Source organism: Brenneria izbisi, from assembly GCF_025840185.1.
Taxonomy (GTDB): Bacteria; Pseudomonadota; Gammaproteobacteria; order Enterobacterales; family Enterobacteriaceae; genus Brenneria; species Brenneria izbisi.
In genome coordinates, this window is the sequence record NZ_JAMPJU010000002.1 from 50,138 (window position 1) to 75,200 (window position 25,063).

Annotated in this window: 21 protein-coding genes; 10 read left to right on the forward strand and 11 right to left on the reverse strand. The window is 53.1% G+C overall.

The window, feature by feature from the left end; translation table 11 throughout:
- Positions 1-23: 23 nt before the first annotated feature.
- From uvrB to bioB, 5 genes are all read right to left on the reverse strand, one after another.
- Positions 24-2,036: an excinuclease ABC subunit UvrB gene (uvrB, locus tag NC856_RS02975; RefSeq protein WP_264088964.1), complete on the reverse strand. Its 2,013-nt coding sequence runs from the start codon at positions 2,034-2,036 to the stop codon at positions 24-26.
- A 609-nt stretch (positions 2,037-2,645) separates the two neighbouring features.
- A complete protein-coding gene (bioD, locus tag NC856_RS02980) occupies positions 2,646-3,335 on the reverse strand; it encodes a dethiobiotin synthase (RefSeq protein WP_264088965.1) in 690 nt (229 codons plus the stop codon).
- Entirely contained in the window at positions 3,328-4,089 is a 762-nt protein-coding gene (bioC, locus tag NC856_RS02985) for a malonyl-ACP O-methyltransferase BioC (protein ID WP_264088966.1), read from the reverse strand. Before bioC ends, bioD begins: the two co-directional genes overlap by 8 nt.
- Complete coding sequence (gene bioF / locus NC856_RS02990) at positions 4,079-5,227, reverse strand: 8-amino-7-oxononanoate synthase (RefSeq protein WP_264088967.1); 1,149 nt, start codon at positions 5,225-5,227, stop codon at positions 4,079-4,081. Before bioF ends, bioC begins: the two co-directional genes overlap by 11 nt.
- Positions 5,228-5,263: 36 nt before the next feature.
- Positions 5,264-6,301 (reverse strand): biotin synthase BioB, encoded by a 1,038-nt coding sequence (bioB, locus tag NC856_RS02995; RefSeq protein ID WP_264088968.1) that lies wholly within the window; start codon positions 6,299-6,301, stop codon positions 5,264-5,266.
- A 95-nt stretch (positions 6,302-6,396) separates the two neighbouring features.
- Here bioB and bioA point away from each other — a divergent pair, with 95 nt between their 5' ends.
- From bioA to NC856_RS03025, 6 genes are all read left to right on the forward strand, one after another.
- Entirely contained in the window at positions 6,397-7,683 is a 1,287-nt protein-coding gene (bioA, locus tag NC856_RS03000; protein ID WP_264088969.1) for an adenosylmethionine--8-amino-7-oxononanoate transaminase, read from the forward strand.
- Positions 7,684-8,020: 337 nt separating this feature from the next.
- The gene (locus NC856_RS03005; protein WP_264088970.1) at positions 8,021-8,815 is read left to right on the forward strand and encodes a GH12 family glycosyl hydrolase domain-containing protein; all 795 of its coding nucleotides are present in this window, start codon (positions 8,021-8,023) and stop codon (positions 8,813-8,815) included.
- A 176-nt stretch (positions 8,816-8,991) separates the two neighbouring features.
- The gene (locus NC856_RS03010; protein ID WP_264088971.1) at positions 8,992-9,399 is read left to right on the forward strand and encodes a CidA/LrgA family protein; all 408 of its coding nucleotides are present in this window, start codon (positions 8,992-8,994) and stop codon (positions 9,397-9,399) included.
- Entirely contained in the window at positions 9,399-10,091 is a 693-nt protein-coding gene (locus NC856_RS03015) for a CidB/LrgB family autolysis modulator (RefSeq protein ID WP_264088972.1), read from the forward strand. Before NC856_RS03010 ends, NC856_RS03015 begins: the two co-directional genes overlap by 1 nt.
- 204 nt (positions 10,092-10,295) lie before the next feature.
- Positions 10,296-11,186, forward strand: a complete 891-nt coding sequence (cdd, locus tag NC856_RS03020) for a cytidine deaminase (protein ID WP_264088973.1) — start codon at positions 10,296-10,298, stop codon at positions 11,184-11,186.
- 176 nt (positions 11,187-11,362) lie between these two features.
- A complete protein-coding gene (locus NC856_RS03025) occupies positions 11,363-13,060 on the forward strand; it encodes an NAD-dependent malic enzyme (RefSeq protein WP_264088974.1) in 1,698 nt (565 codons plus the stop codon).
- Between the two features lie 56 nt (positions 13,061-13,116).
- Here the strand turns inward: NC856_RS03025 and gsiD are convergent, their stop codons facing one another.
- The 4 genes from gsiD to gsiA all read right to left on the reverse strand — a co-directional run bounded on the left by gsiD (position 13,117) and on the right by gsiA (position 18,525).
- Positions 13,117-14,022 carry a glutathione ABC transporter permease GsiD gene (gsiD, locus tag NC856_RS03030; RefSeq protein WP_264088975.1) on the reverse strand — a complete coding sequence of 302 codons (906 nt, stop codon included), beginning with the start codon at positions 14,020-14,022 and terminating at the stop codon, positions 13,117-13,119.
- Between the two features lie 23 nt (positions 14,023-14,045).
- Positions 14,046-14,966 (reverse strand): glutathione ABC transporter permease GsiC, encoded by a 921-nt coding sequence (gene gsiC, locus NC856_RS03035; protein ID WP_264088976.1) that lies wholly within the window; start codon positions 14,964-14,966, stop codon positions 14,046-14,048.
- An 87-nt stretch (positions 14,967-15,053) separates the two neighbouring features.
- The gene (gene gsiB / locus NC856_RS03040; RefSeq protein WP_264089350.1) at positions 15,054-16,598 is read right to left on the reverse strand and encodes a glutathione ABC transporter substrate-binding protein GsiB; all 1,545 of its coding nucleotides are present in this window, start codon (positions 16,596-16,598) and stop codon (positions 15,054-15,056) included.
- A gap of 28 nt (positions 16,599-16,626) precedes the next feature.
- The gene (gene gsiA, locus NC856_RS03045; RefSeq protein ID WP_264088977.1) at positions 16,627-18,525 is read right to left on the reverse strand and encodes a glutathione ABC transporter ATP-binding protein GsiA; all 1,899 of its coding nucleotides are present in this window, start codon (positions 18,523-18,525) and stop codon (positions 16,627-16,629) included.
- Between the two features lie 377 nt (positions 18,526-18,902).
- On the opposite strand from gsiA, the gene moeA reads away from it, so the two are divergent.
- The 3 genes from moeA (at position 18,903) to NC856_RS03060 (ending at position 21,747) form a co-directional block, all read left to right on the forward strand.
- The gene (gene moeA / locus NC856_RS03050) at positions 18,903-20,138 is read left to right on the forward strand and encodes a molybdopterin molybdotransferase MoeA (RefSeq protein ID WP_264088978.1); all 1,236 of its coding nucleotides are present in this window, start codon (positions 18,903-18,905) and stop codon (positions 20,136-20,138) included.
- A gap of 2 nt (positions 20,139-20,140) precedes the next feature.
- Complete coding sequence (moeB, locus tag NC856_RS03055) at positions 20,141-20,893, forward strand: molybdopterin-synthase adenylyltransferase MoeB (RefSeq protein WP_264088979.1); 753 nt, start codon at positions 20,141-20,143, stop codon at positions 20,891-20,893.
- A gap of 254 nt (positions 20,894-21,147) precedes the next feature.
- Positions 21,148-21,747 carry a nitroreductase family protein gene (locus NC856_RS03060; RefSeq protein WP_264088980.1) on the forward strand — a complete coding sequence of 200 codons (600 nt, stop codon included), beginning with the start codon at positions 21,148-21,150 and terminating at the stop codon, positions 21,745-21,747.
- 112 nt (positions 21,748-21,859) lie between these two features.
- Here the strand turns inward: NC856_RS03060 and NC856_RS03065 are convergent, their stop codons facing one another.
- Complete coding sequence (locus NC856_RS03065; protein WP_264089351.1) at positions 21,860-22,759, reverse strand: lipid kinase; 900 nt, start codon at positions 22,757-22,759, stop codon at positions 21,860-21,862.
- A 346-nt stretch (positions 22,760-23,105) separates the two neighbouring features.
- Between NC856_RS03065 and NC856_RS03070 the strand changes: the two genes are divergently transcribed.
- The gene (locus NC856_RS03070) at positions 23,106-24,566 is read left to right on the forward strand and encodes a sensor domain-containing diguanylate cyclase (RefSeq protein ID WP_404802304.1); all 1,461 of its coding nucleotides are present in this window, start codon (positions 23,106-23,108) and stop codon (positions 24,564-24,566) included.
- A gap of 51 nt (positions 24,567-24,617) precedes the next feature.
- Here NC856_RS03070 and NC856_RS03075 read toward each other — a convergent pair whose 3' ends face one another.
- A complete protein-coding gene (locus NC856_RS03075; protein WP_264088982.1) occupies positions 24,618-24,860 on the reverse strand; it encodes an antibiotic biosynthesis monooxygenase family protein in 243 nt (80 codons plus the stop codon).
- Positions 24,861-25,063 lie beyond the last annotated feature (203 nt).

Here is a 25,063-nt window from a genome sequence, read left to right on the forward strand (position 1 = left end):
AATATTTCCGCTCACGCCGGTTATCAGGAAGCGGCGATAAATTGAGCACGCAATGCCTGCACTTCGTCACGCAGTTGGGCGGCTTCTTCAAATTCCAGATTCTGCGCGTGCGTCATCATTCTGCTTTCAAGCTCGCGAATTTTTTGCTCCAGCGCTTTCGGCGTCAGCAAGGCATAGCTGGCGGACGGCTCAGCGGCTTTCTTACCGCGTCCTCTGCCTTTGCCATAAGTCGGCTGACCGATTTGCAGAATATCCCCGATTTTTTTGTTTAACCCTTGCGGCACAATGCCGTGCTCCAGGTTGTAAGCCTGTTGTTTTTCACGGCGACGTTCAGTTTCGCTGATGGCGCGCGCCATTGACGGCGTAATTTTATCGCCGTAGAGAATCGCTTTGCCGTTCAGGTTGCGCGCCGCACGGCCAATCGTCTGGATCAGAGAACGTTCCGAACGCAGGAAGCCTTCTTTGTCGGCATCCAGAATCGCCACCAACGAGACTTCCGGCATGTCCAGCCCTTCCCTCAGCAGGTTGATCCCCACCAGCACATCAAATTCCCCCAGCCGCAAATCACGGATGATCTCCACACGTTCGACAGTATCGATATCCGAATGCAGGTAACGCACGCGCTCGCCGTGCTCTTCCAGATATTCCGTTAAATCTTCCGCCATGCGCTTGGTCAGCGTCGTCACCAGCACGCGCTCCTTCACCGCGACGCGCAAACGTATTTCGGACAACAGGTCATCCACCTGGGTGGCGACCGGACGCACCTCAAGCAGCGGGTCCAACAGGCCGGTAGGCCGCACCACCTGATCGATCACTTCGCCGCCGGATTTTTCCAACTCGTAGTTGCCGGGCGTGGCGGAAACGTAAATCGTCTGCGGAGCCAGCGCCTCAAACTCCTCGAATTTCATCGGACGGTTATCCAGTGCGGAAGGCAGGCGGAAACCATACTCCACCAACGTCTCCTTACGCGCCCGGTCGCCACGGTACATCCCGCCAATCTGCGGGATCGTCACGTGGGATTCATCCACCACCAGCAATCCATCGGCCGGCAGGTAGTCAAACAGCGTCGGCGGCGCCTCGCCGGGACCGCGCCCGGACAGAAAGCGCGAGTAGTTTTCAATACCAGAGCAATAACCCAGTTCGTTCATCATTTCCAGATCGAACTGCGTGCGCTGGCTGAGACGCTGCTCTTCCACCAGCTTATCGTTCGCCAGCAGCACCTTGCGGCGTTCCGCCAGTTCAATCTTGATATCTTCCATCGCCTGTAAAATCCGCTCGCGCGGCGTCACGTAGTGCGTTTTAGGATAAATAGTATAACGCGGCACGGTCTGCATCACTTGCCCGGTCAGCGGATCAAATAGCGATAGCCGTTCGACTTCTTCATCGAACAGTTCGACGCGCAGCGCCATGTCATCCGATTCGGCAGGAAAAATGTCGATCACTTCGCCCCGCACGCGGAAAGTGCCGCGCTGAAACGCCTGATCGTTGCGGGTATACTGCAATTCCGCCAGCCGCCGTAAAATCGCGCGTTGGTCAATCAGCATCCCTTGCGTCAGATGCAGCATCATTTTCAGATAGAGATCGGGATCGCCCAGACCATAAATCGCCGACACTGAAGCCACCACCACCACGTCGCGGCGTTCCAATAACGCTTTGGTCGCCGAAAGACGCATTTGCTCAATGTGTTCATTCACCGATGCGTCTTTCTCGATAAAGGTATCAGAGCTTGGCACATATGCTTCCGGCTGGTAATAGTCGTAGTAAGAGACGAAGTATTCCACCGCGTTATCGGGGAAAAACGCTTTCATTTCGCCATACAACTGCGCGGCCAGCGTCTTGTTCGGCGCCAGGATCATGGTGGGACGGTTCAAATCCGCGATCACGTTGGCGATGGTGAACGTTTTGCCGGAGCCGGTTACGCCCAGCAGCGTCTGATGCGCCAACCCATCCTCCAGCCCCTCTTCCAAACGACGAATGGCCTCAGGTTGATCGCCTGCCGGTTTAAATTCGGATTTCAGTTTAAAGACTTTACTCATAGTTAAACACGCTACTCATGAATGGGCTGTCAAATGGCAAGCGAAGGGACGGTCTGAGCCTTTTCACCCAGCGACTTTTCACTGTATCAATTATGGGAATCAAACGCAGACTTTACTACCGGTATAATACTGGATATAAAAACAGCATCAAGAAAATTGTTGCCCTGCTGGACGATGATGAAACGAATTAATTGGCTAGCACATTCATGCGCCAACCGCCAGCCATTATCAGTATTATTTATCCCCAGTTTCACAATTTCTGTAACGTAAAAGGATTACCCTTACTGTTAATTTATGCAACCATGCCCCAACCTGCGTCAAGAGACTTGCTTTTAATTAACATTGTGATTTTTAATGGATTAATTAAAAAGCGGAGAATAGCGTCAACCTGGCGACAACCCGCGCCCGCTCTCGTCTGGCGCGATTTTTCTATCTCTAATACACACAGTTATCCACAGAAATGGTGGATAACTCCCACAACCCCGCATCCGCTCTGAGTTGCTGAAATACCGCTTTCATCCTGGATCGTGACTGATATGGATTTTTATCACCTTCTTTGTGCGATTTATCTCATCAGTATAGATTGAAAAATGCTAAAAACGTTCTCCGCTATGCGGGCGGTGAATCCAATCGCGACAGATCAAGATATCGCCCTAAATCCTGTTGCAGTGGCGCCGCCAAATGCGGAATTTCACCCAGCAACGGGGCTGACAGACGTTGCTGTAAACTACTCAAGTATTCCTGATGCCGCTTGCCTGGCGGCCTGATGTCGTTGGCGATCCAACCACGCAATCTCAATCCCGATTGCGCAATCACGCTGGCGGTCAATAACGCATGATTAATGCAACCCAGCTTGATCCCCACCACCAGAATGATCGGCAATTGCTCCTGACTGACCCAGTCGGCAAAGGTTGCCTGTTGCGACAGCGGCGTAAACCAGCCGCCAGCCCCTTCCACCAGCAACCAATCGGCCTGCGTTTCCAGCTTGCGCAAACCGGCGGACAGCGCAGTCAGTTGAATCGGGCGTCGTTCCTCGGCGCTGATAATATGCGGCGATGTCGGTTCGACAAACGCCATCGGGTTTACCGCCTGATAGTCGAGCGGCACGCTGCTGTTGGCCTGAAGCGCCAAGGCGTCGCTGTTGCGTACGCCCGCAGGGGTGATGTCGCAACCGGAAGCAACCGGCTTATAGCCCGCGGTTCGATACCCGGCCTGATTCGCGGCCTGCAACAAGGCGCAACTGGCGATGGTCTTACCGACTTCCGTGTCCGTACCGGTGACGAACCAGCGTTTAATCACGATAAATCACCCCGTAAATCAATTGGTAGCTGAGCGGATAGCCTTCTGGCCGACGCGGATAGACCGACGAGAGTCCGTTGAGACGGGAACGGCTGAGTAATCCCGGCGCGCGCCCATGATGCAACCAGGTCGCCCCGATCCCCTTCAGCGATTTCATTACGCTCAGTACATCGGGGAAATAACAGGTGATACGCTCCTGATGGAGTTGATGGCGATAAGGCTGACAGGCCGCCGCAATCGCCTCCGCCGGGAGAAAATGATTCACCCGCCGTGTGCTGTCCCATTGCGCCCAGGCCTGGGAAAGCTCATGCAGCGACCCCGCCGCCAGCGTCGAAAACGCAATGATCCCCTTTCTACGCGTGACACGATGCAACTCCGCCAGCGCACCGGGTAAATGATCACACCATTGCACCGCCAGATTGCTATAGCTGATATCCATGCAGCCCGCGCCCAGCGGCAAGTGTTCAATATCCCCCTGCACGTAACATTCCGCCGCTCGCTGCTCGCGGGCATAGGCTAACATGACCGGCGAAAGATCCAATGCGGTAACGCGCTTCCCCTGCCGTTGCCAATGATGGCTGAAATAGCCGGTGCCGCAACCCGCATCCAGAACCTGTATCCCGTCATGCGGCGGCATCAGGTCGAGCAGACGCTCCCCGCTGGCGCGCTGCAATTCGGCAAAGCGATCGTAACTGGCCGCCGCCCGGCCAAATGCCTGCGCAATCGCGTGTTTATGGTCGATGTCAGTGAACATGATGCAATACCGTCAGCAGTCGTTCGATATCCTCCGGCTGATGCGCCGCCGTTAACGTAATACGTAAACGCGCGCTGCCGGATGGCACGGTGGGCGGGCGTATCGCACTCACCCACAACCCTTGTTCACGCAACGCCGCCATTAACGCCAGCGCGCGCCCATTCTCTCCCACCACCAACGGCTGGATGGCGCTCCACGAATCCATCAATGCGTACGACGAGCCTGAAAAACCGGCGCGGAAGCGGGTGATATTACGTTGCAATGCCGCCCGTCGCGCCGGTTCGTTGCGGATACAGTGTATTGCGGCGCTCAAGGCGCATGCTTGCGGCGCGGGCATGGACGTGCTGTAAATCAGATGACGGGCGAATTGTAAGAGGTATTCCGCCAGCGGTTCATCGCACAACACGGCGGCGCCGCTGACGCCGAAAGCCTTGCCGAACGTCACAATCAGCAACTCTGGTTTAACCCCCTGCTGCCAGCAACTTCCACGGCCTTCTTCTCCCAACACGCCTATGCCGTGGGCATCATCCACCATCAGCCATGCGCCGTGCGCTTTCGCTTGCGCATGCAATTGCGCTAACGGCGCCGTATCACCGTCCATACTAAAGACGCCTTCGGTCACCACCAGCGTTTGGCCTTCCACGGGTTTCGCCAGCAAGTGTTGCAGGCTAGCCGCCTGATTGTGCTGAAAACGCCGTAGCATCGCTGGTGAATGCGCCGCCGCTTCCAACAAAGACGCATGACTTAGCTTATCCGCCAGAATACGATCGCCGGCCTGAGTCAGCGCCGCCACCACCGCCTGATTAGCCGCGTAGCCGGAAATAAACAACAGCGCGCGCGGATAACCCAACCAGTCGGCCAACTGCGTTTCCAGTGCGGCATGCGCATCGGTATAACCCGTCACATGACCGGAACCGCCGCTGCCCACGCCGTATTGCGCCGCGCCTTGCTGCCAGGCGCGGATAATCTCAGGGTGATGGCTTAACCCCAGATAGTCATTACTGGAAAAATTAAGATAGCGGCGCTCGCCCTGCATCAGCCAACGCCCGCTGCCGCCCTGATTAATCTGGCGCTGTCGATACGCATCATCCTGCCGCCGTTGCGCCAGCGCCTGTTCAATACGCGTTTGCCAACTCATCTTTCATCGCTCCACGTTAGTGGGCGCGGCCCGTTTTTAAACCGCGGCATTATAGAATTGCTCGCTGTCGCCATGAGTCAGTTGCTGCGTCAGCCGCTGCCGCTGTTGGTTGTCGCCGTACTCGACGTCGGTCTGCTGCGGATTCAGCCCCAGCTTACGGAACAACGCCAGATCCTTGTCTTCTTTTGGGTTCGGCGTGGTCAACAACTTGCAACCATAGAAAATGGAGTTGGCGCCCGCCATAAAGCACATGGCCTGCGTTTGTTCATTCATCTGCTCGCGTCCGGCGGATAGCCGCACATAAGAAGACGGCATCATGATGCGCGCGACAGCGATGGTGCGGATAAAATCAAACGGATCGACATCGTCGTTATCGGCCAGCGGCGTACCTTTTACCTTTACCAGCATATTAATCGGCACGCTTTCCGGCGGCGTCGGCAGGTTGGCGAGTTGCACCAGCAACCCCGCCCGATCGCGCACCGTCTCACCCAGCCCGACAATCCCGCCGGAACACACCTTGATCCCGGCGTCACGTACCTTATCCAGCGTATCCAGCCGTTCCTGATAGCTGCGCGTGGTGATGATATTGCCGTAGAATTCCGGCGAGGTATCCAGGTTGTGGTTATAAAAATCCAGTCCCGCGCCAGCCAGACGCTGCGCCTGATCGTCGTTCAACGTGCCAAGCGTCATGCAGGTTTCCATACCCAGCGCTTTGACGCCCTGCACCATCCGCTCCAGATAAGGCATGTCGCGCTCATGGGGATTTTTCCAGGCCGCGCCCATACAGAAACGGGTCGAACCCGCCGCTTTTGCCTGGCGCGCCGATTCCAGCACCTGCTCCACCTGCATCAGCCGTTCCGTTTCAATCCCGGTGCGATAACGGGAACTTTGCGGACAATATTTACAATCTTCAGGACAGGCGCCGGTTTTTATCGATAACAGCGTACTAACCTGCACCTGACGGGGATCGAAGTGCTGGCGGTGCACTTGCTGGGCTTCAAACATCAGTTCCAGAAACGGTTTATTGAATAGCTTTTGTGCTTGCTCAAGCGTCCAGTAAATTCGGTCAGCCATTTCAGCTTCTCCAAAATAAAAACGTTTCGTCAGTTTAAATTAACCCGATATACTGTCAACCAAATAGAACTAAATTTGGTTGACATCAGAACATCATGACCCCGGAAGACTTAGCTTTTGATCAGCGCCATATCTGGCATCCTTATACGTCAATGACGCAGCCTCTGCCCTGTTATCCGGTGGTGTCGGCCAATGGCGTCGAACTGCAATTGGATGACGGACGTAAACTGATCGATGGCATGTCCTCCTGGTGGGCGGCGATCCACGGCTATAACCATCCGGTCATTAATCAGGCGGTTGAGCGGCAACTGGCTTGCATGTCGCACGTCATGTTCGGCGGGATAACCCATCCGGCGGCCATTGCGCTGTGCCGTCAGTTGGTTGACATCACCCCGGTCGGACTGGAGTGCGTGTTTCTGGCTGACTCAGGTTCCGTTGCCGTTGAAGTGGCGATGAAGATGGCGCTGCAATACTGGCAGGCGCGCGGCGTGATGCGGCAGCGTTTTCTCACCCTGCGCCACGGCTATCATGGCGATACCTTTGGCGCAATGTCGGTTTGCGATCCGCACAACGCCATGCATAGCCTGTATCAGGGATATCTCCCTCAGCATTTGTTTGTGGCTGCGCCGCAGTGCGGTTTTGATGCCGACTGGCAGGATGCGGACATTGCGCCGTTGCAAACCCTGCTGGCCGAACAGTCGCATGCGATCGCCGCCGTGATTCTGGAGCCGATCGTTCAGGGGGCGGGCGGCATGCGTTTTTATCATCCAGCCTATCTGCGACAGGTGCGTGAACTGTGCGACCAGTACGGCGTGTTGCTGATAGCGGATGAAATTGCCACCGGGTTTGGTCGAACCGGTAAGCTGTTTGCCTGCGAACACGCGGCGATCACCCCGGATATTCTGTGTCTGGGGAAAGCGTTGACCGGCGGTTACATGACATTATCCGCCACATTGACCACCCGCCCGGTAGCCGAAACCATCAGTAACGGCGCGGCAGGTTGTTTCATGCACGGCCCGACCTTTATGGGCAACCCGCTGGCCTGTGCCGCCGCCAACGCCAGCCTGTCGTTGCTGGCGGAAAATCGCTGGCAGCAGCAGGTAACGGCGGTTGAGCAACAATTACGACAGGCACTGTCCCCGTTCGCCGCATCCGCACAGGTCGCCGATGTGCGGGTATTAGGCGCAATCGGTGTTGTGGAAACTCGCCGCCCGGTGAATATGGCGCGACTGCAACGCTTTTTTGTCGAACGTGGCGTGTGGCTGCGTCCTTTCGGCAAACTGATTTATCTGATGCCGCCATTTATTATCCAGCCTAATGATTTGCGCAAATTAACGGATGCCATTGGCGCCGCCTTGGATGACGAACGTTTATTTCAATAAATCCTGTTCAATGCGAACTTTTATCGCGGGTATCGCCTTGAAATAGTGATACCAGAATTTATTGTATAGATAATTGTATGTTTCAATTTATATTTTCATAATTAAAGCTTATTATTAACGTGATGATAATTATTTTTATTATAAAACAATCAAAAAACAATCGGTTAAAATAACTTATCAACATTATTTAAATAAGTAATTATTTAAATATAGCAAACACCCGCGCCTAATAATACAAATAAATTATTATATTGAAAAAATACTATGGACAGAGATCAACTCCGTGGGAAATCCCTCACGATTCACCCAGAGCATAATATTTAAAAAGGAGATTTTTATGCTTACTATCAATAGGCCGGTATTATTCTTTTTTCGCGTATTACTTCCGATGCTTATCGCCACATCATTATTTACTCCGTTGACGGCTTCCGCCGCCAGTTCATCAAAAGACGCAGCCACACTCTATTTTGATAATAACAAATATTACGTTTTCAATAATGTTTGGGGTAAAGACAAAGTAACCGGCTGGCGACAAACCATTTTCTACAACAATCCTTCCAGCATGGGTTGGAACTGGCATTGGCCGAGCAATACCTCCGATGTCAAAGCTTATCCTTCGCTGGTCAGCGGCTGGCACTGGACCGCAGGCTATACCGCTAACAGCGGCCTGCCGATAAAACTATCCAGCAATAAGCGCATTACCACCAACGTCGCCTACTCAATTAAAGCCACTGGCACTTACAATGCCGCCTATGACATCTGGTTCCATACCACGGACAACGCCAATTGGGATTCCACGCCGACCGATGAGTTGATGATCTGGCTGAATAACACCAATGCAGCGCCGGCTGGCAACTATGTCGAAACCGTCAACCTGGGCGGCAGCCGTTGGCAGGTATTCAAAGGATGGGTGAACGCCGGCAACGGCAAGGGCTGGAACGTATTCTCTTTTGTTCGCACCGCGAATACCGATAGTGCGTCACTCAATATTCGCCACTTCACCAACTATCTGGTCAGCAGGAAAAGCTGGATGAGCAATGAAAAATATATCAGTAGCGTTGAGTTCGGCACCGAGATCTTTGGCGGCGACGGACAAATCAACATCAGCAAATGGCGCGTTGACGTGAAATAACCGGTCTCTCTCTGGGCTTAACCCCGCGAATGATGCCGGTAACGCGGGGTTGAACCATCCGCACAGCCACAGCTAAATAAACATCGCTTCCACTTTACCGCCCTAACATTCGTGATCTGTGGCACGCTAATTATATTAGCGCTATGATAATCCCTTCCGTTAATCAGGAATTTCCCATGCGTAATACGATCACACTGTGCTGGCAGTATTTACGCGCTTTCGCATTGATTTATCTTTGCTTGATGGCAGGCAATGCGATATCCGCGTTATTACCGCTAACCATCCCCGGCAGCATCATTGGTATGCTGATTCTGTTCTCACTTCTTGCCTCGCAAATCTTGCCCGCCCAATGGGTGAAACCCGGTTGCCATCTGTTCATCCGCTATATGGCGCTGCTGTTTGTACCGATTGGCGTAGGGGTAATGAATTATTATGACCTGCTTAGCCAACAATTCGGCCCGATTGTCGTTTCCTGTGTTGTCAGCACGTTTATCGTGATGGTCATCGTCGGTTTCAGCACGCAGATCATGCAACGCGAAAAAATCATTGTGGACAATCTGTTGCAAGGTAAGGATAAAGAATAATGTTGGCCTATCTGTGGTGGTCACTGCCACTGACTCTGTTCGTTTTTTTTGCCGCGCGAAAACTGGCGATTTGGACCCAGAAGCCGTTGCTGAATCCGTTGCTGATTTCAATGGTGATTATCATTCCGCTGCTGCTGTTACTGAATATTCCTTACGATCACTATTTCAAGGGCAGTGAAATACTTAACGATCTGCTACAACCCGCGGTAGTCGCGCTGGCGTTTCCTCTATATGAACAGCTTCACCAGATTCGCGCCCGCTGGAAATCCATCATTAGCGTTTGTTTTATCGGCAGCGTGACCGCCATTGTATCCGGTACGCTGGTCGCGTTGTGGATGGGCGCCACGCCGGAGATTGCCGCGTCGGTGTTGCCTAAATCCGTTACGACGCCCATTGCCATGGCCGTCGCCAGTTCCATCGGCGGTATTCCCGCGATCAGCGCCGTCTGCGTGATTTTTGTCGGTATTCTGGGCGCGGTGTTGGGACACAGCCTGTTCAATCGCATTGGTATCAAAACCAAAGCGGCACGCGGCTTGTCGATGGGAACCGCTTCTCATGCCCTGGGTACGGCGCGCTGTGCGGAAGTGGATTTTCAGGAGGGAGCATTCAGTTCATTAGCACTGGTTATTTGCGGGATTATCACCTCGTTGATCGCGCCTTTTATCTTCCCTGTCCTGCTAAGTTTTTTTTAGCCAGTGACCGCCGGTGATGAGATTCGGGAAAGCGGATCTCATCCATAGTGAAGACTGATTAATATCACCGAAAAAATTTGATATAGTTCTCACAATTAATATTTATTATTCATATATTACATATGCGAAGAGATATTTATCACATTTTATTGCTATTTTGCGGTTTAATACCGATTTATTGACCAGTAAAAAGAGTCAGCCAATATGCATCCACGATTTGATAGCGCATTTCAGCAGTTACCCGCCAATTTGCAGTCCGCGCTTGCGCCAATCCTGAACCGATCTGATTTTTCCGCCCTATTGACCGCCGATGAGGTTGAACGGTTATGTCTGGCCGCTGAGATGGATCGCGATACGCTGGCGTTTGCTTTATTACCGTTGGCGGCGGCTTGCGCGCAAGCCGACATTTCACATTTTCAGGTCGGCGCCATCGCCCAGGGATTAAGCGGCAACCTTTATTTCGGGGCCAACATGGAGTTTACTCGCGTTCAACTCCAACAAACCGTACACGCCGAACAGAGCGCCATCGCCCATGCCTGGCTGCGCAATGAAACAGGGTTAAGTTCCGTTACAGTAAACTACACGCCGTGCGGTCACTGCCGGCAATTTATGAATGAACTGAACAGCGCCACAACACTGCGTATCCAACTGCCGGGACGTCAGCCCGCCTTGCTCAGCCACTATTTACCCGACGCCTTTGGCCCCAGCGATTTACACATCAGGACACTATTGCTGGACGAGGTGGATCACGGCTATCGACTGGAAAATGCGGATACGTTAACGTTGCTCGCCCTAAATGCGGCCAACCGCAGTCATGCGCCTTATAGCCAGGCCATTAGCGGTATCGCGCTGGAAACAGTAAGCGGTCATCGCTACACTGGCCGTTATGCGGAAAACGCCGCCTTCAACCCCAGCCTGCCCCCGCTGCAAGCCGCCCTGAACCTGATGAATCTTGCCGGCGAAGCGCATACCGATATTCGTCGCGCCGCCCTTGTTGAGCGTAGAAATGTCGCCATCAGCCAGATGCCAATCACGCAATCCATGCTGAGCGAACTCGGCTGCAACGATATTATCCTCAGTTTTATTGATCAATAATAAGGAATGGTTTATTAGTTGAATCGATTCATCTTATTTTAATTACCCGGTGCAAGCCATCTGTAACTATTTTAATTAACAATTCCTGTACATATTTTCTGGGTAATTTAAGATCTACTGAGCATTCTATTTATATCACCCGAATTCGTTTCTGTTACCCAAAGAGTAAAAAAGTCATGGAATTAGAATACGAAAGTAAACGTCCTCTCTACATCCCTTATGCTGGTCCAATATTGCTTGAATTTCCGTTGCTGAATAAAGGCAGTGCTTTCACTGAAGAAGAACGCGCTGATTTTAACTTGCACGGCTTACTACCAGAAGCGGTTGAGACAATTGAAGAACAGGCCGAACGAGCCTGGCGTCAATACCAGGAATTCAAGAACGATATTGATAAGCATGTCTATCTACGCAATATCCAGGATACCAACGAAACCCTGTTCTACCGTTTGCTGGACGCACATCTGAGCGAGATGATGCCAATCATCTATACGCCGACCGTGGGTGAAGCCTGTGAACACTTCTCCGATATCTATCGCCGTGCTCGCGGCTTGTTTATCTCCTACCCGAACCGCGCACATATCGATGATATGCTGCAAAACGCCACTAAACAGAATGTAAAAGTCATTGTTGTCACCGACGGTGAACGTATTCTGGGTCTGGGCGATCAGGGCATCGGCGGGATGGGTATTCCAATCGGCAAGCTTTCACTGTACACCGCTTGCGGCGGCATCAGTCCGGCTTACACCCTGCCGGTTGTTCTGGATGTGGGCACCAATAACCCGCAACGACTGAACGATCCGCTGTACATGGGCTGGCGTCATCCTCGTATTACCGATGACGAATATTACGCGTTCGTTGACGAGTTTATTCAGGCCGTCAAACGCCGCTGGCCGAATGTGTTGTTGCAGTTTGAAGATTTCGCCCAGAAAAACGCCACGCCATTGCTGAACCGCTATCGTGATGAAATTTGTAGCTTTAACGACGACATTCAGGGGACCGCCGCCGTCGCGCTGGGTAGCCTGATTGCCGCCAGCCGTGCTGCGGGCAGTCAGTTGCGCGATCAGACCGTGGTCTTCCTCGGCGCCGGTTCCGCCGGTTGTGGTATTGCCGAACAGATCATTGCGCAGATGAAGTCCGAAGGTTTGAGCGAAGATGAAGCGCGCGCCCGTGTGTTCATGGTTGACCGTTTCGGTCTGCTGACCGACAAGCTGCCGAATCTGCTCGACTTCCAGAGCAAGCTGGTGCAGCAAAGCGAACGGTTGGCGAAATGGGACGTCACCAGTGATGCTATCTCGCTGCTGGAAGTGGTCAGCAACGCCAAACCAACCATCCTGATCGGGGTATCTGGTCAGCCGGGCCTGTTCACCGAAGAAATTATCCGTGAAATGCACAGATACTGCGCTCGTCCGATCGTTATGCCGCTGTCCAACCCTACGTCCCGTGTGGAAGCCCGCCCGGAAGACATTATCCGCTGGACCGACGGTGCCGCGCTGGTCGCCACCGGCAGCCCGTTTAGCCCGGTAATCTATCAGGATAAAGTTTACCCGATCCCCCAGTGCAACAACTCGTTTATCTTCCCTGGTATTGGATTAGGCGTGCTGGCCTCCGGCGCGAAACGCATTACCGATGGTATGTTGATGGCCGCCAGCCGTGCTTTGGCCGACTGCTCCCCGATGGCCAACAACGGTGATGGCGCATTATTGCCGGACATCGCGGATATTCAGGAAGTGTCCAAACGCATCGCGCTGGAAGTGGGTAAAGCCGCACAGTTGCAGGGCGTCGCGGTAGTGACGTCGGGCGACGCGCTGGCTGATGCCATCGCACACAACTTCTGGCAACCGCAGTACCGTAACTACAAACGCACATCGTTCTAAGCAAGCCACATTGTAAAACGTAACCAAAAGCGCGGCGGAAGCCGCGCTTTTGGTCGTCAGCCCCTCAGCTTTGGATCCAGCGCATCACGCAGCCCATCCCCTAACAGATTAAACGCCAGCACCGTCAGGAAAATCGCCAGACTGGGGAAGATCGCCACATGAGGCGCAATCACCATATCGGAGCGGGCTTCATTGAGCATCGCTCCCCATTCCGGCGTCGGCGGCTGCGCGCCAAGTCCCAGAAATGACAAACTGGCCGCGGTAATAATCGACATGCCGATGCGCATGGAAAAGTACACGACAATCGACGATATCGTACCGGGCAGGATATGCCGGAAAACAATGGTCCGGTCGGATGCGCCAATACTGCGGGCCGATTCAATGTAAGTCTGCTGTTTCAGCACCAGTGTATTGCCCCTGACCAGCCGGGCAAATGCCGGAATACTGAAAATCGCCACGGCGACAATCACATTCGCCATCCCGCTGCCCATGATCGCCACCACCGCGATCGCCAGCAGGATGCCGGGAAACGCGAACAAGACATCGCAGATGCGCATGATGATGCGATCCCACCAGCCTTCGTAATAACCGGCCAACAATCCCAATGATGTACCGATCAGCATACCGACCAGCACGGAGAAAATCCCTGCGGCCAGCGAGATGCGCGCCCCTAACAGAATGCGGCTGAAAATATCGCGCCCCAACGAATCCACACCCAGCCAGTGCGCCGCTGACGGCCCCTGGTTCAAGCGATCATAATCAAAGTAGTTTTCCGCATCATATGGGATCAGGTAAGGCGCCAGCACAGCAATAAGCATCAACGCTACCACAAATACGCCCGCCGCCAACGCTACATGCTGATGCCGAAAACGCCGCCAGAACTCACGCCACGGCGTGCGAACCTGATCCTCTTTGAGCACCGGCAGCGTGGATAACACCGCCTGACGTCGCCAGTTTCTCATTCCCTTTCCTTATCTATAACGAATCATTTATATCGAATCGATGGGTTGATCGCGGCATACAGCATATCGACCAACAAATTGATCAAAATAAACTCCAGTGAAAACAGCAATACTTCCGCCTGAATCACCGGATAGTCGCGCATTTCCACCGAATCGACCAATAATCGTCCCAGCCCCGGCCAGTTAAACACTTTCTCCACCACAATCGAGCCGCCCAGCAGAAAGCCGAATTGCAGGCCCATCATGGTGACGACCGGGATCAACGCATTACGCAAGCCATGCTTTATTACCACCAGCGACTCGCGCACCCCCTTGGCCCGCGCCGTGCGCATATAATCTTCCTGCATCACTTCGACGAAAGACGCGCGGGTGAAACGGGCCATGACCGCCGCCACCGCCGCCCCTAACGTAATGGAAGGCAAGATATAGTGCAGCCAGGTATCCGCGCCGACCGTGGGCAACCAGCCAAGTTCAACGGAGAATATCTGCATCAGCAGCATTCCCAGCGCGAAAGCGGGAAATGAAATCCCGGATACCGCCAGCGTCATGCCAATCCTGTCCGGCCAGCCATTACGCCAGACGGCTGACGTCACCCCAATCGCCATGCCAAAAATCACCGCCCAGACCATACTGCTGACGGTGAGCCAGAAGGTCGGCATAAAACGCATCGCGATCTCTTCCACAACCGGACGCTTGGATACCATCGACAGCCCAAAGTCTCCTTGCAGACTGCGCGTAAAGAAATGCCAGAATTGTTCCGGCAACGGCTTATCCAGCCCCAAATCCTGTCGCACCAGTTCGATCACCGTCGCATCCGCTTCCCGCCCGGCCACCAGACGCGCCGGATCGCCCGGTAACAAATGGACGAACAGAAAGACCAGCACCATGACGATCAGCAGCGTCGGGATGAGCCCCAATAGTCGTTTGATAAAGTAATTCAGCATGAATGGGTTTCCACCCTTATTCCCCTGGCGATTGACAAACAGCAGGGAGGCCCGCAGGCCTCCCTGATTACGCGGGCGATACCCGGTTTATTCTTTCAGATCCGCCTCGTCAAAGCTGAATGCGGTATCCGGCATCACATAAAAGCCGGTCAGTTTCTTACTGTTGGCTGAAACCAGACGCTCCGTCGCCAGGAAAATCCACGGCGCATCGGCCCAGACGTTATCCTGTGCGTCTTTGTACAGTTTTTGCTTCTCCGTCCGATCGGTGGTTTGCAGTGCGTTGGTTAAGTCCGCGTCAACCTGCGGGTTACTGTAAAATGCCGTATTGAACAACGCAGGCGGCCACGAGGCGGTGGCGAACAAGGGAGACAAGGCCCAGTCCGCTTCCCCGGTGGAAGCCGACCAACCGGTATAGAACAGTCGCACGCCGGTTTCCTTCACGCCCTTGCCTTCTACTTCCGCGGCCCGCTGACCGGCATCCATCGCGGTAACCTGCACTTTGACGCCCACCTGCGCCAGTTGTTGTTGCGTAAACTGCAACACTTTCTGCGCCGTACTGTGGTTATGCGATGACCACAGCGTGGTGGTGAAGCCATTGGGATAACCCGCCTCTTTCAACAGTTCGCGGGCCTTGGCCGGATCATAAGGCCACGGCTGATATTTCACCGCATAATCAATACTGGGCGGCAACGGCCCTTCCGCCGGGGTCGCATAGCCAGAGAAAGCCACTTTAATCAGCGCGTCTTTATTAATCGCGTAGTTGAGCGCCTGACGCACCCGCAGATCGTCAAACGGCTTCTGTGTCACATTGATACTGATGTAACGGTGCAGAATCGAGGGCGATGCCACCAGTTCCAACTGGTCATTCTTTTCCAGCACGCCAGCCTGCTCAAACGGGATCGGATAGGCAAAGTGCGCTTCGCCGGTTTGCAGCAATGCCGCGCGCGTATTGTTATCCACCACCGGACGCCAGGTGATGCTATCGAGCTTCGGCAGTCCGGCTTTCCAGTAACCGTTAAACTTCTCGGCTTTGACGTAATCAGTCTGGTTCCAGGTCACAAAACGGTACGGCCCGGTTCCCACCGGATGGAAGCCGATCTCTTTGCCGTACTGTTTTAGCGCGGCTGGTGAAATCATTACCGCCGCAGGATGCGCCAGATTATTGATAAATGCTGAGAATGGCGATTTCAGGGTGATTTTCACCGTCTGAGCGTCCACCACCTCGGTCTTATCAATCATTTTGAACAGGTTATAGCGTTTCAGACGATTTTCCGGGTTGCTGGCGCGATCCAGATTCACCTTGACCGCCTCGGCGTTAAAATCCGTTCCGTCATGAAACTTCACGCCCGGATGCAGCTTGACGGTATACACCCGCCCATCCGGGCTGATTTCGTAACTCTCCGCCAGCACATTGACCAGTCTCATATCCTTGTCGAAACCAAACAGCCCCTGATAGAACGATTTGGCGACAGTCTGCGACAACGAGTCATTGGCATCGTAAGGATCAAGGCTGGTAAAGTTGGATGCCACCGCAATCACCGCATCCTTGGCGGCCCAGGACGGAGCCGCCGCCATTGCCGTCGCGATACCGGCGGCAACTAACCAGTTACGCTGTAAAGTAATCGCATTCATCATGTTACGTTCTCCTTGTGAGTCCCTGTCAGTAAGCGCCGGCAATCGGGTGATGCGCGACAAAATGCCGTTCACCAACCTGCACCAGAGGCGCAATGGTAGGTTCATCGCCTAGTGCCCGAATTGGGCTGGGTATTTCATCAACCAGTAAAACCTGTTCACGCTGGCGGCGCGACGGATCAGCAACCGGCACCGCCGCCATCAGCTTACGGGTATAGGGATGATGGGGATTTTCGAACACCGCGCCACGCGGCCCGATTTCCACGATTTGCCCCATATACATCACCGCAACCCGGTGGCTAATCCGCTCCACCACCGCCATATCATGGGATATAAATAAAAATGCGATGCCGAATTCGCGTTGTAGATCCAGCATCAGATTGATGATTTGCGCCTGAATGGAGACATCCAGCGCGGAAACCGCCTCATCCGCGATAACGACTTTGGGATTCGGCGCCAATGCTCTGGCGATGCAGATGCGCTGACGCTGCCCACCGGAAAACTCATGCGGATAGCGGCGCGCGTGTTCTGGTTGCAGCCCTACCCGCGCCAACAGCCAGGCTACGCGCTGTTCCGCCTCCTGCCTGCTCCCTATTCCATGCACCAGCAACGGTTCCATAATGGAAAACCCGACTGTCAGACGCGGATCCAGCGAAGCATAGGGATCCTGAAAAATAAACTGAATATCCTTGCGCAAATGCTGCAACGCCGAACCGCTCAGTTGGTTAATCCGTTGGCCGTCAAAAACAATCGTTCCGCTCTGGCTTTCCACCAGTTTTAACAAGGCCCGCCCGGTGGTGGATTTGCCGCTGCCCGACTCGCCGACCAGCGATAACGTTTCCCCCGGATAGAGATCAAAACTCACTTTTTCGACCGCATGAACCTGACGGGTTACCCGGTTCAACAAGCCCGTGCGGATCGGAAAGCGCGTGACCAGATCCCGCACCTGTAAAATAGGGTCGGCATGGGCGGGAATGGTATTCTGCGGCACGCTGTCCGCAGGCGGTTGCGTCTTGCCATTCAGCAATGGAAATTTTGCCGGGAACACCTGGCCTTGCATTGAACCCAACGTCGGCACCGCCGCCAGTAAAGCTTGTGTATACGGATGCCGCGGCGTATTGAAAATCTGCTCGACACCGCCGGCCTCGACGTTTTCACCGCGATACATCACCATCACCCGGTCAGCCACTTCAGCGACCACGCCCATATCGTGGGTAATGAAAATAACGGCCATGTTCATTTCCCGTTGCAACACGCGAATCAATTGCAGGATCTGGGCCTGAATAGTGACATCCAACGCCGTGGTCGGCTCATCGGCAATCAGCAGCGACGGTTTACACGACAGCGCCATCGCAATCATCACCCGCTGACGCATCCCGCCGGAAAGTTGATGAGGATAGCGATCCAATACATTACGCGCTTCAGGAATACGCACCCGCTCCAGCATGCGCAACGCTTCCTGGCGCGCGGCGCGGTGATCCATGCCCTGATGCAAACGAATGGATTCGGCAATCTGCTCGCCTACCGGAAAGACCGGATTCAGCGAGGTCATCGGCTCCTGAAAGATCATGGCCAGATCAGCGCCGCGCAGTTTACGCATCCGCGACTGCTGGAGCTCGCGCAAATCAAGAACCTGATCATTGCGCCGGCGAAACAGCATTTCCCCCTGATAAATCACGCCGCCGGCCTGTTCGATCAAGCGCATCACCGCCAGTGAGGTCACCGACTTCCCGGAACCGGATTCGCCGACAATAGCCAGCGTTTCCCCGCGATCCACGGAAAACGTCAAATCACGTACTGCATCCGTCCGCTGCCCTTGCTGTTCAAAATAAACGCTCAGATCGCGCACCGCCAATACCTGCTGGTCCGGCAGGGAAAGTTCCGCAGCGGTAGGCGGCGACGTAGAATGATGCCGTGCTAATGCCATTGACCGTAGATCTCCATTTAAACAGGGGTCGCGATGGCGACAGTTGGATCAGGGACGAGTGATGAACCGCTTTCAGCGGCAAGAAGTCCTTCATACTCACACGCGTTTTGACTATATTTAGCGCAAGGTATGATGTAAAGCAGAAACTTATTCGGCTCTTTGATGAAAATTCTTTTTAGAACATTAAGTTAATAAAAAATAAATAAACGTTATATAACCAATGGCTCACCAGGTTCGCCGTCACCGCCTTTTGCTGACATACCCGATTCCTTGAGCCGCCCGCATTCTCCGTAACCGCGTTCTCTGACATAATAGTGGCATACAATACCTGTTTTCGCCCGCAGCCCCGCTGGGGAGAAACCAATCATGGAGTGCAGATGGAAAGCGTGACCTCAGGCTTATTGTCCCTCGAACAGGCGCTGGAAAAGATGTTTTCTCAGGTATCATTCATACCAGAAACAGAAAACGTTTCGCTGTATGACGCCGCTGGCCGAATTACCGCCAGCCCCATAGCGTCGCCCATCAACGTTCCTCCCTTTGCCAATGCCGCAATGGACGGCTACGCGGTTCGTTGCACGGATCTCCATACATCAACGCCGCTGCCGGTGGCGGGCAAAGCCTTCGCCGGCGCGCCGTTCGACGGCGAATGGCCAATGGGCGCCTGTATCCGCATCATGACCGGCGCGCCGATCCCCGCAGGCGCCGACGCGGTTATCATGCAGGAGCAGGCGGAAGTCAGTGATGCTGGCGTTGGTTTTCCTCATCACGTCAAACCCGGACAGAATATTCGTCTGCCGGGAGAAGATATCCGCGTCGGCGCGGTGGTGCTGCCCGCCGGAAAAAAATTGAGCGTTGCGGAGTTGCCGCTGCTGGCATCGTTAGGACTCGCGCGGATTGACGTTTACCGTCGATTGAAAGTCGCCATTTTTTCAACTGGCGATGAGCTTCAACCGGTCGGCACGCCGCTTCAGACCGGACAGATTTATGACACCAACCGCTTTGCCGTGCGCCTGATGCTGGAGCAGATCGGCTGTGAGGTTAACGATCTGGGCATCATTGCCGATGATCCCGACGCGCTGCGCCACGCTTTTCATCAGGCAGACCGCCGCGCCGACCTGGTTATCAGCAGTGGCGGCGTTTCTGTGGGCGAAGCGGATTATACCAGGCAGATGCTGAGTGAGTTGGGTGATATCCATTTCTGGAAACTGGCGATCAAACCCGGCAAACCGTTCGCTTTCGGCAAGTTACAGCAGGCCTGGTTCTGCGGTCTGCCGGGCAATCCGGTTTCCGCGCTCCTCACTTTCTATCAACTGGTTCAACCGCTGCTGGCGCGTTTAGCGGGTCATACCGAGTGGCGTCTGCCCCCTCGTCTGCGAGTGAAAACCACCAGCGCCCTGAAAAAATCCCCCGGCCGCATGGATTTTCAACGCGGCATTTTCAGCCGTAACGCACAGGGTGAACTGGAAGTCAGAAGCACCGGCCACCAGGGTTCACATGTCTTCAGTTCCTTCAGCCTGGCAAATTGTTTTATCGTGCTGGAAGCCGAACGAGGTCATGTTGCCGCCGGAGAATGGGTAGAAATAGAACCATTCAATTCACTGCTGGGACATTGATTATGCTGCCATCACTCAGTGATGCCGAAGCGCTGCGTTACAATCGTCAGATTGTGCTGCGCGGCTTTGATTTTGACGGACAAGAGAAGCTGAAAGCAGCGCGACTGCTGATTGTCGGGCTTGGCGGATTGGGCTGCGCGGCAGCCCAATATCTGGCCGCCGCGGGCATCGGCCATCTGACGCTGCTGGATTTTGACGCCGTTTCGCTTTCCAACCTGCAACGTCAGATCCTGCACCGCGATGCACGTATTGGCATGGCAAAAGTCGAATCAGCGCGGATCGCGTTGGCGGCCATCAATCCGCATCTCATGTTGGATACGGTAAACGCCAGCCTGGATGACGACGCGCTGGGCGCGCTGATGGAGAAGCATGATGCGGTGCTGGATTGCACCGACCATGTCACGATCCGCGACAGGTTGAACCGCCTTGGCTTTCAGCGAAGGAAACCCCTGATTTCCGGCGCGGCGATCCGCATGGAAGGCCAGATCAGCGTGTTTACCTACCAACCGGATGAACCCTGTTATCGTTGCCTCAGCCGATTGTTTGGCGACAACGCGCTGACCTGCGCGGAAACCGGTGTGATGGCGCCACTGGTCGGCACCATCGGCAGTTTGCAAGCTATGGAAGCGATCAAACTCCTGACCGGCTACGGTAAGGTCGCCACGGGACGCTTGCTGATGCTCGATGCCATGACGCTGCAATTTCGCGAAATCAGGCTGCCGAAAAATCCTAACTGCGAAGTGTGCGGCAATTGATCAGATTTTGCATGGCAAAGCGCGTTGTCCCAGAGGCGGGCGCTAATGCCGTCATTATCTCAAGTTCACTCATCGTTAGTAAATTTGCATATATAAATCAATCTACTATTTTCTTGTATACGATAGATATCAGTGTCACTGTGTAAGTAAATACTCGTCATCTTTCAGGTTGCTGGTGCGTTGGTTAGGTTACCGACTCCCCGCGCTTGGAAATCTGTTGGGTATATAAGCAACCATGTTAAGAGGAACACATCATGAGTAATGCTTTTTTGCAAGCTATCAAAGCACGTCGCAGCATCTATGCCATCGGAAATAAATTACCCCTCTCAGAAGACGCTGTAACCGCGCTGATTACCGAAGCGGTCAAGGAGAGCCCGTCCGCATTCAACTCACAGAGCTCACGCGTTGTGATTCTGTTTGGCGACCAGCACGATAAAGTCTGGGATATCGTGAAGCAGCAGTTGAAGAAAATCGTTCCGGCGGATGCATTCACCGCCACGGAACAGAAGCTGGCTTCGTTTGCCGCAGGCGCGGGGACAGTCTTATTTTTCGAAGACACAAAAGTCGTCGAAGATCTGCAAGCGAAGTTTGCCCTATATGCGGACAATTTCCCGGTCTGGTCGGAACATTCTACCGGGATCGCCCAGTTCGCGGTGTGGTCTACGCTGGCGCAGGAAAAAATCGGCGCATCGTTGCAGCACTACAATCCATTGATTGACGATGATGTCAAACAGCAGTGGAATTTGCCTGCCAGTTGGAAACTTCGCGCTCAAATGCCTTTTGGTTCAATTGAACAACCCGCCGGTGAAAAAACCTACATCCCGGATGAAGAACGTTTCCGTATTTTCAAGTAATACGGAGAAAAAATAGAAAAGGGACAATGCTGTCCCTTTTTTAATTCCGTTATTCGCCGTTTTCCGTGATTGAAACAACTTATCGCATTGCCATACATTGCCTGCATTGATGTCATTTCGGCGCAAATACCTGAATAGCTTTTTCCCGAATATTGAATATCGCCGGGGTTTTTCCAATTAACTCCCCATCCGCATTGATATCATGAGGTTTTGCTGTATGCAGGGATAAATGGCGACCGGAAAATGTGCGGACATTACGCCAGCGGCCATGCGTTCCCCGCCGCATAAACGGAATAAGCGCAATCATCTCCCACCAGTGAGATACTTCCAGGCTGTAGACATCAAGGCGGCCATCATCCGGCGCCGCGGAATGTTGTACCGTCATCCCGCCACCGTAGAATCGACCATTTCCGACGGAAACCTGCACCGTGCGAACGCGCTCCTTTACGCCATCATGTTCGATTTCCGCCCGAAAGGGACGGCTCTGCTTTAATAGTTTAAAGGCAGCCAGTGCATAACCTAATGTTCCCCAACGTTTTTTTGACTTAGCCGATAAACCGCGCGCTAACGCGGCGGAAAAACCAATACTGGATACATTAAAGAACAAATGGCCGTTGACATCGCCTAAATCAATGTTTCGCAAGTGACCCGCAGCAATAATCTCCACCGCCTGTTTGATATCTTTCGGGATCCCCAACGTCCGGGCAAAATCATTGGCCGTTCCCAACGGCAGAACCCCCAGCGCCAGCCCTGTTTCAACCAATCCCGGCGCCGCCGCGTTCAGCGTGCCGTCGCCGCCGCCAACAATAACAAAATCAATTTTTTTGGCATAAGCCCGAATAATGTCACTACAGTTTCCCGTCTCTTTTTCATCCGGTTCAATAATATTGATATGCTTCGACTGTAATAATTGTTTCACATAACGCGCTGATGATTCGCCATTACGTGCTCTTTTATTAATAAAGAGCAGGGCTGTTGGACGTTGCTTTTTATTATCTGAATCATGGTTCATCATCGTTTGTTAACCTAACTCGCTCAGAAAAATCAAATTGAATCTAATCATAGACGTAATAAACGTCTCAAGAGCGCTTTAATAAGCCCACAATAAAATACAAAAAATTACATTCGCGATCCCGACTTTTTCAGCTACTTAATGATGGGTGATATTTTCCAGCCCTTTCGATATGTCCGACTGTTGCCTCGCTAACCTTTCATCGTACATCCACGTATTGATGTTTTCGGGGGGGACTGCTTAACTTCTGTAAGGCAGTCTACGACTTTTGCCATGATCGAATAGATTTTGTGTTGTCATATCATTCGGTTACTACATTAAGGAGAAGGTCTTGCGAATCGGATTAATGATCAACTCAAACTGGCTGAATAAACCCAGGGCGATTGCCCTGCTTGCCGTTATGCTGTTCACTGCGTTTTTGATCATTAGCTGGACCAGCTATCAAGTTGCAAAAGAGTCGCTGGAAACAGAAATAGAAGAAAACACCCTGCCTCTGACCAGCGACAATGTCTACTCAGAAATCCAGCAAGACTTGCTAAAACCGATTTTTATCTCATCACTGATGGCGCATGACACCTTTGTGCGTGACTGGGTTATCAATAACGAAAGCGACCCCCAGGCGATGATCCGCTATCTGAAGGAAATCGATAATCGCTTCAATACGATATTTTCTTTTTTCGTTTCGGATAAAACCAAACGTTATTACGATCCGCAGCGCATTCTGAAAACCGTTTCCGAACACGCTCCCGATGATCAGTGGTATTTTCAGGCCAGAACGCTGTCGGACGAAACGCCTTATTCCATTGATATTCGCGTCGATCCTGAAGAACGCACGCGTCTGGATATCTTAATCAATCACCGGGTTATGGACTATAACGGCAACTTCATCGGGGTTACCGGTGTCGGGATCCCCGTTGAACGGGTAAAACATCTGATTGAAAAATACGAGCAACGTTATAACCGCACCATCTATTTTATAGATAAAACAGGGAATGTGACATTGCACGGGAATACCTATAACCGCCCGCTGAAAATTCAGCAACAACCCGGATTATCCGCGCTGTCCACCTCAATTTTGACGGTTCCCGGCGGCGCATACGAATATCAGATAAACGATAACCAAATTTTTCTGAACACGCGATTATTGCCTGAGTTTGGCTGGTATCTGATGGTGGAGCAACGTAATCACCCCAGCGAAAAACGACTGTTTGCCACGCTGATAACCAATCTCGGTATCAGCGTTGGCTTCAGTATGCTGTTTTTATTCCTGCTCTGGCTGACCATTGGCGGCTATCAACGACGTCTGGAACAGATGGCGACTACGGATAAACTGACCGGCATCATGAACCGCCAGGCCTTTGACTACTTCTTCACCCGGTTATTAGCCAAACGTATTTCTCATCAACGGCCTATCGCCATCGTGTTGATTGATATCGATAACTTTAAACGGATAAACGACCGCTATGGTCATGGCGTTGGCGATAAGGTGCTGCAACATATCGCCGGTCTGCTACAGCAGACCATCCGGCGCAACGATCAAATCTGCCGCTGGGGTGGCGAAGAGTTCGTCGTACTGCTGGATGACTGCAATCTCGATAACGCATTACTGCGTGCCGACGCGCTGCGCAAAGCGATTGAATCGGCCAAAATCCAATCCGAAGGCGACACCATTCAGGTCACCATCAGTGGTGGCGTAGCGGAATATCAACCCAATGAAACACTGGATACGTTGATTAACCGTGCGGATATTGCGCTCTATCAGGCGAAACAGCAAGGGCGCAACCGGGTGGTTAAATCGGAAGAATAATCGCCTTCGCCTGATTATCCCGATAACCGGCAGACGTTGCCGCAGGAATACCTACCCTACCCGTTTCCCGTAGGCGTATTTCACTTCAGAAATGCGCAACTCGTAATGCCTGTACCACTCGGTGATACCAAATTCCTGCGCAATACGATGTTCCGCATGGTTTTTCCATTGCCTGATAGCTTCCAGCGAATCCCAATAAGAGACGGTGATGCCGAATCCCTGACTATCACGCGCGCTTTCCGCCCCTAAATAACCGGGTTGCTGCATCGCCAATGCCACCATGCGATTTGACATAACGTGATATCCCGCGTCCCCCGCCGTGCGCTGAGATGAAAAAATAACCGCAAAATAAGGCGGTTCCGGCAAGCAGGCAAACGACGTATCCGACATATCACAACCTCTGAATGTAAAGGAGAATAAACAAGGCTCATCGGTACCATTGGCCCAGATGAATCCGAGACTGAATACGTTTTAATATATTGAATTAACAAGCGCAA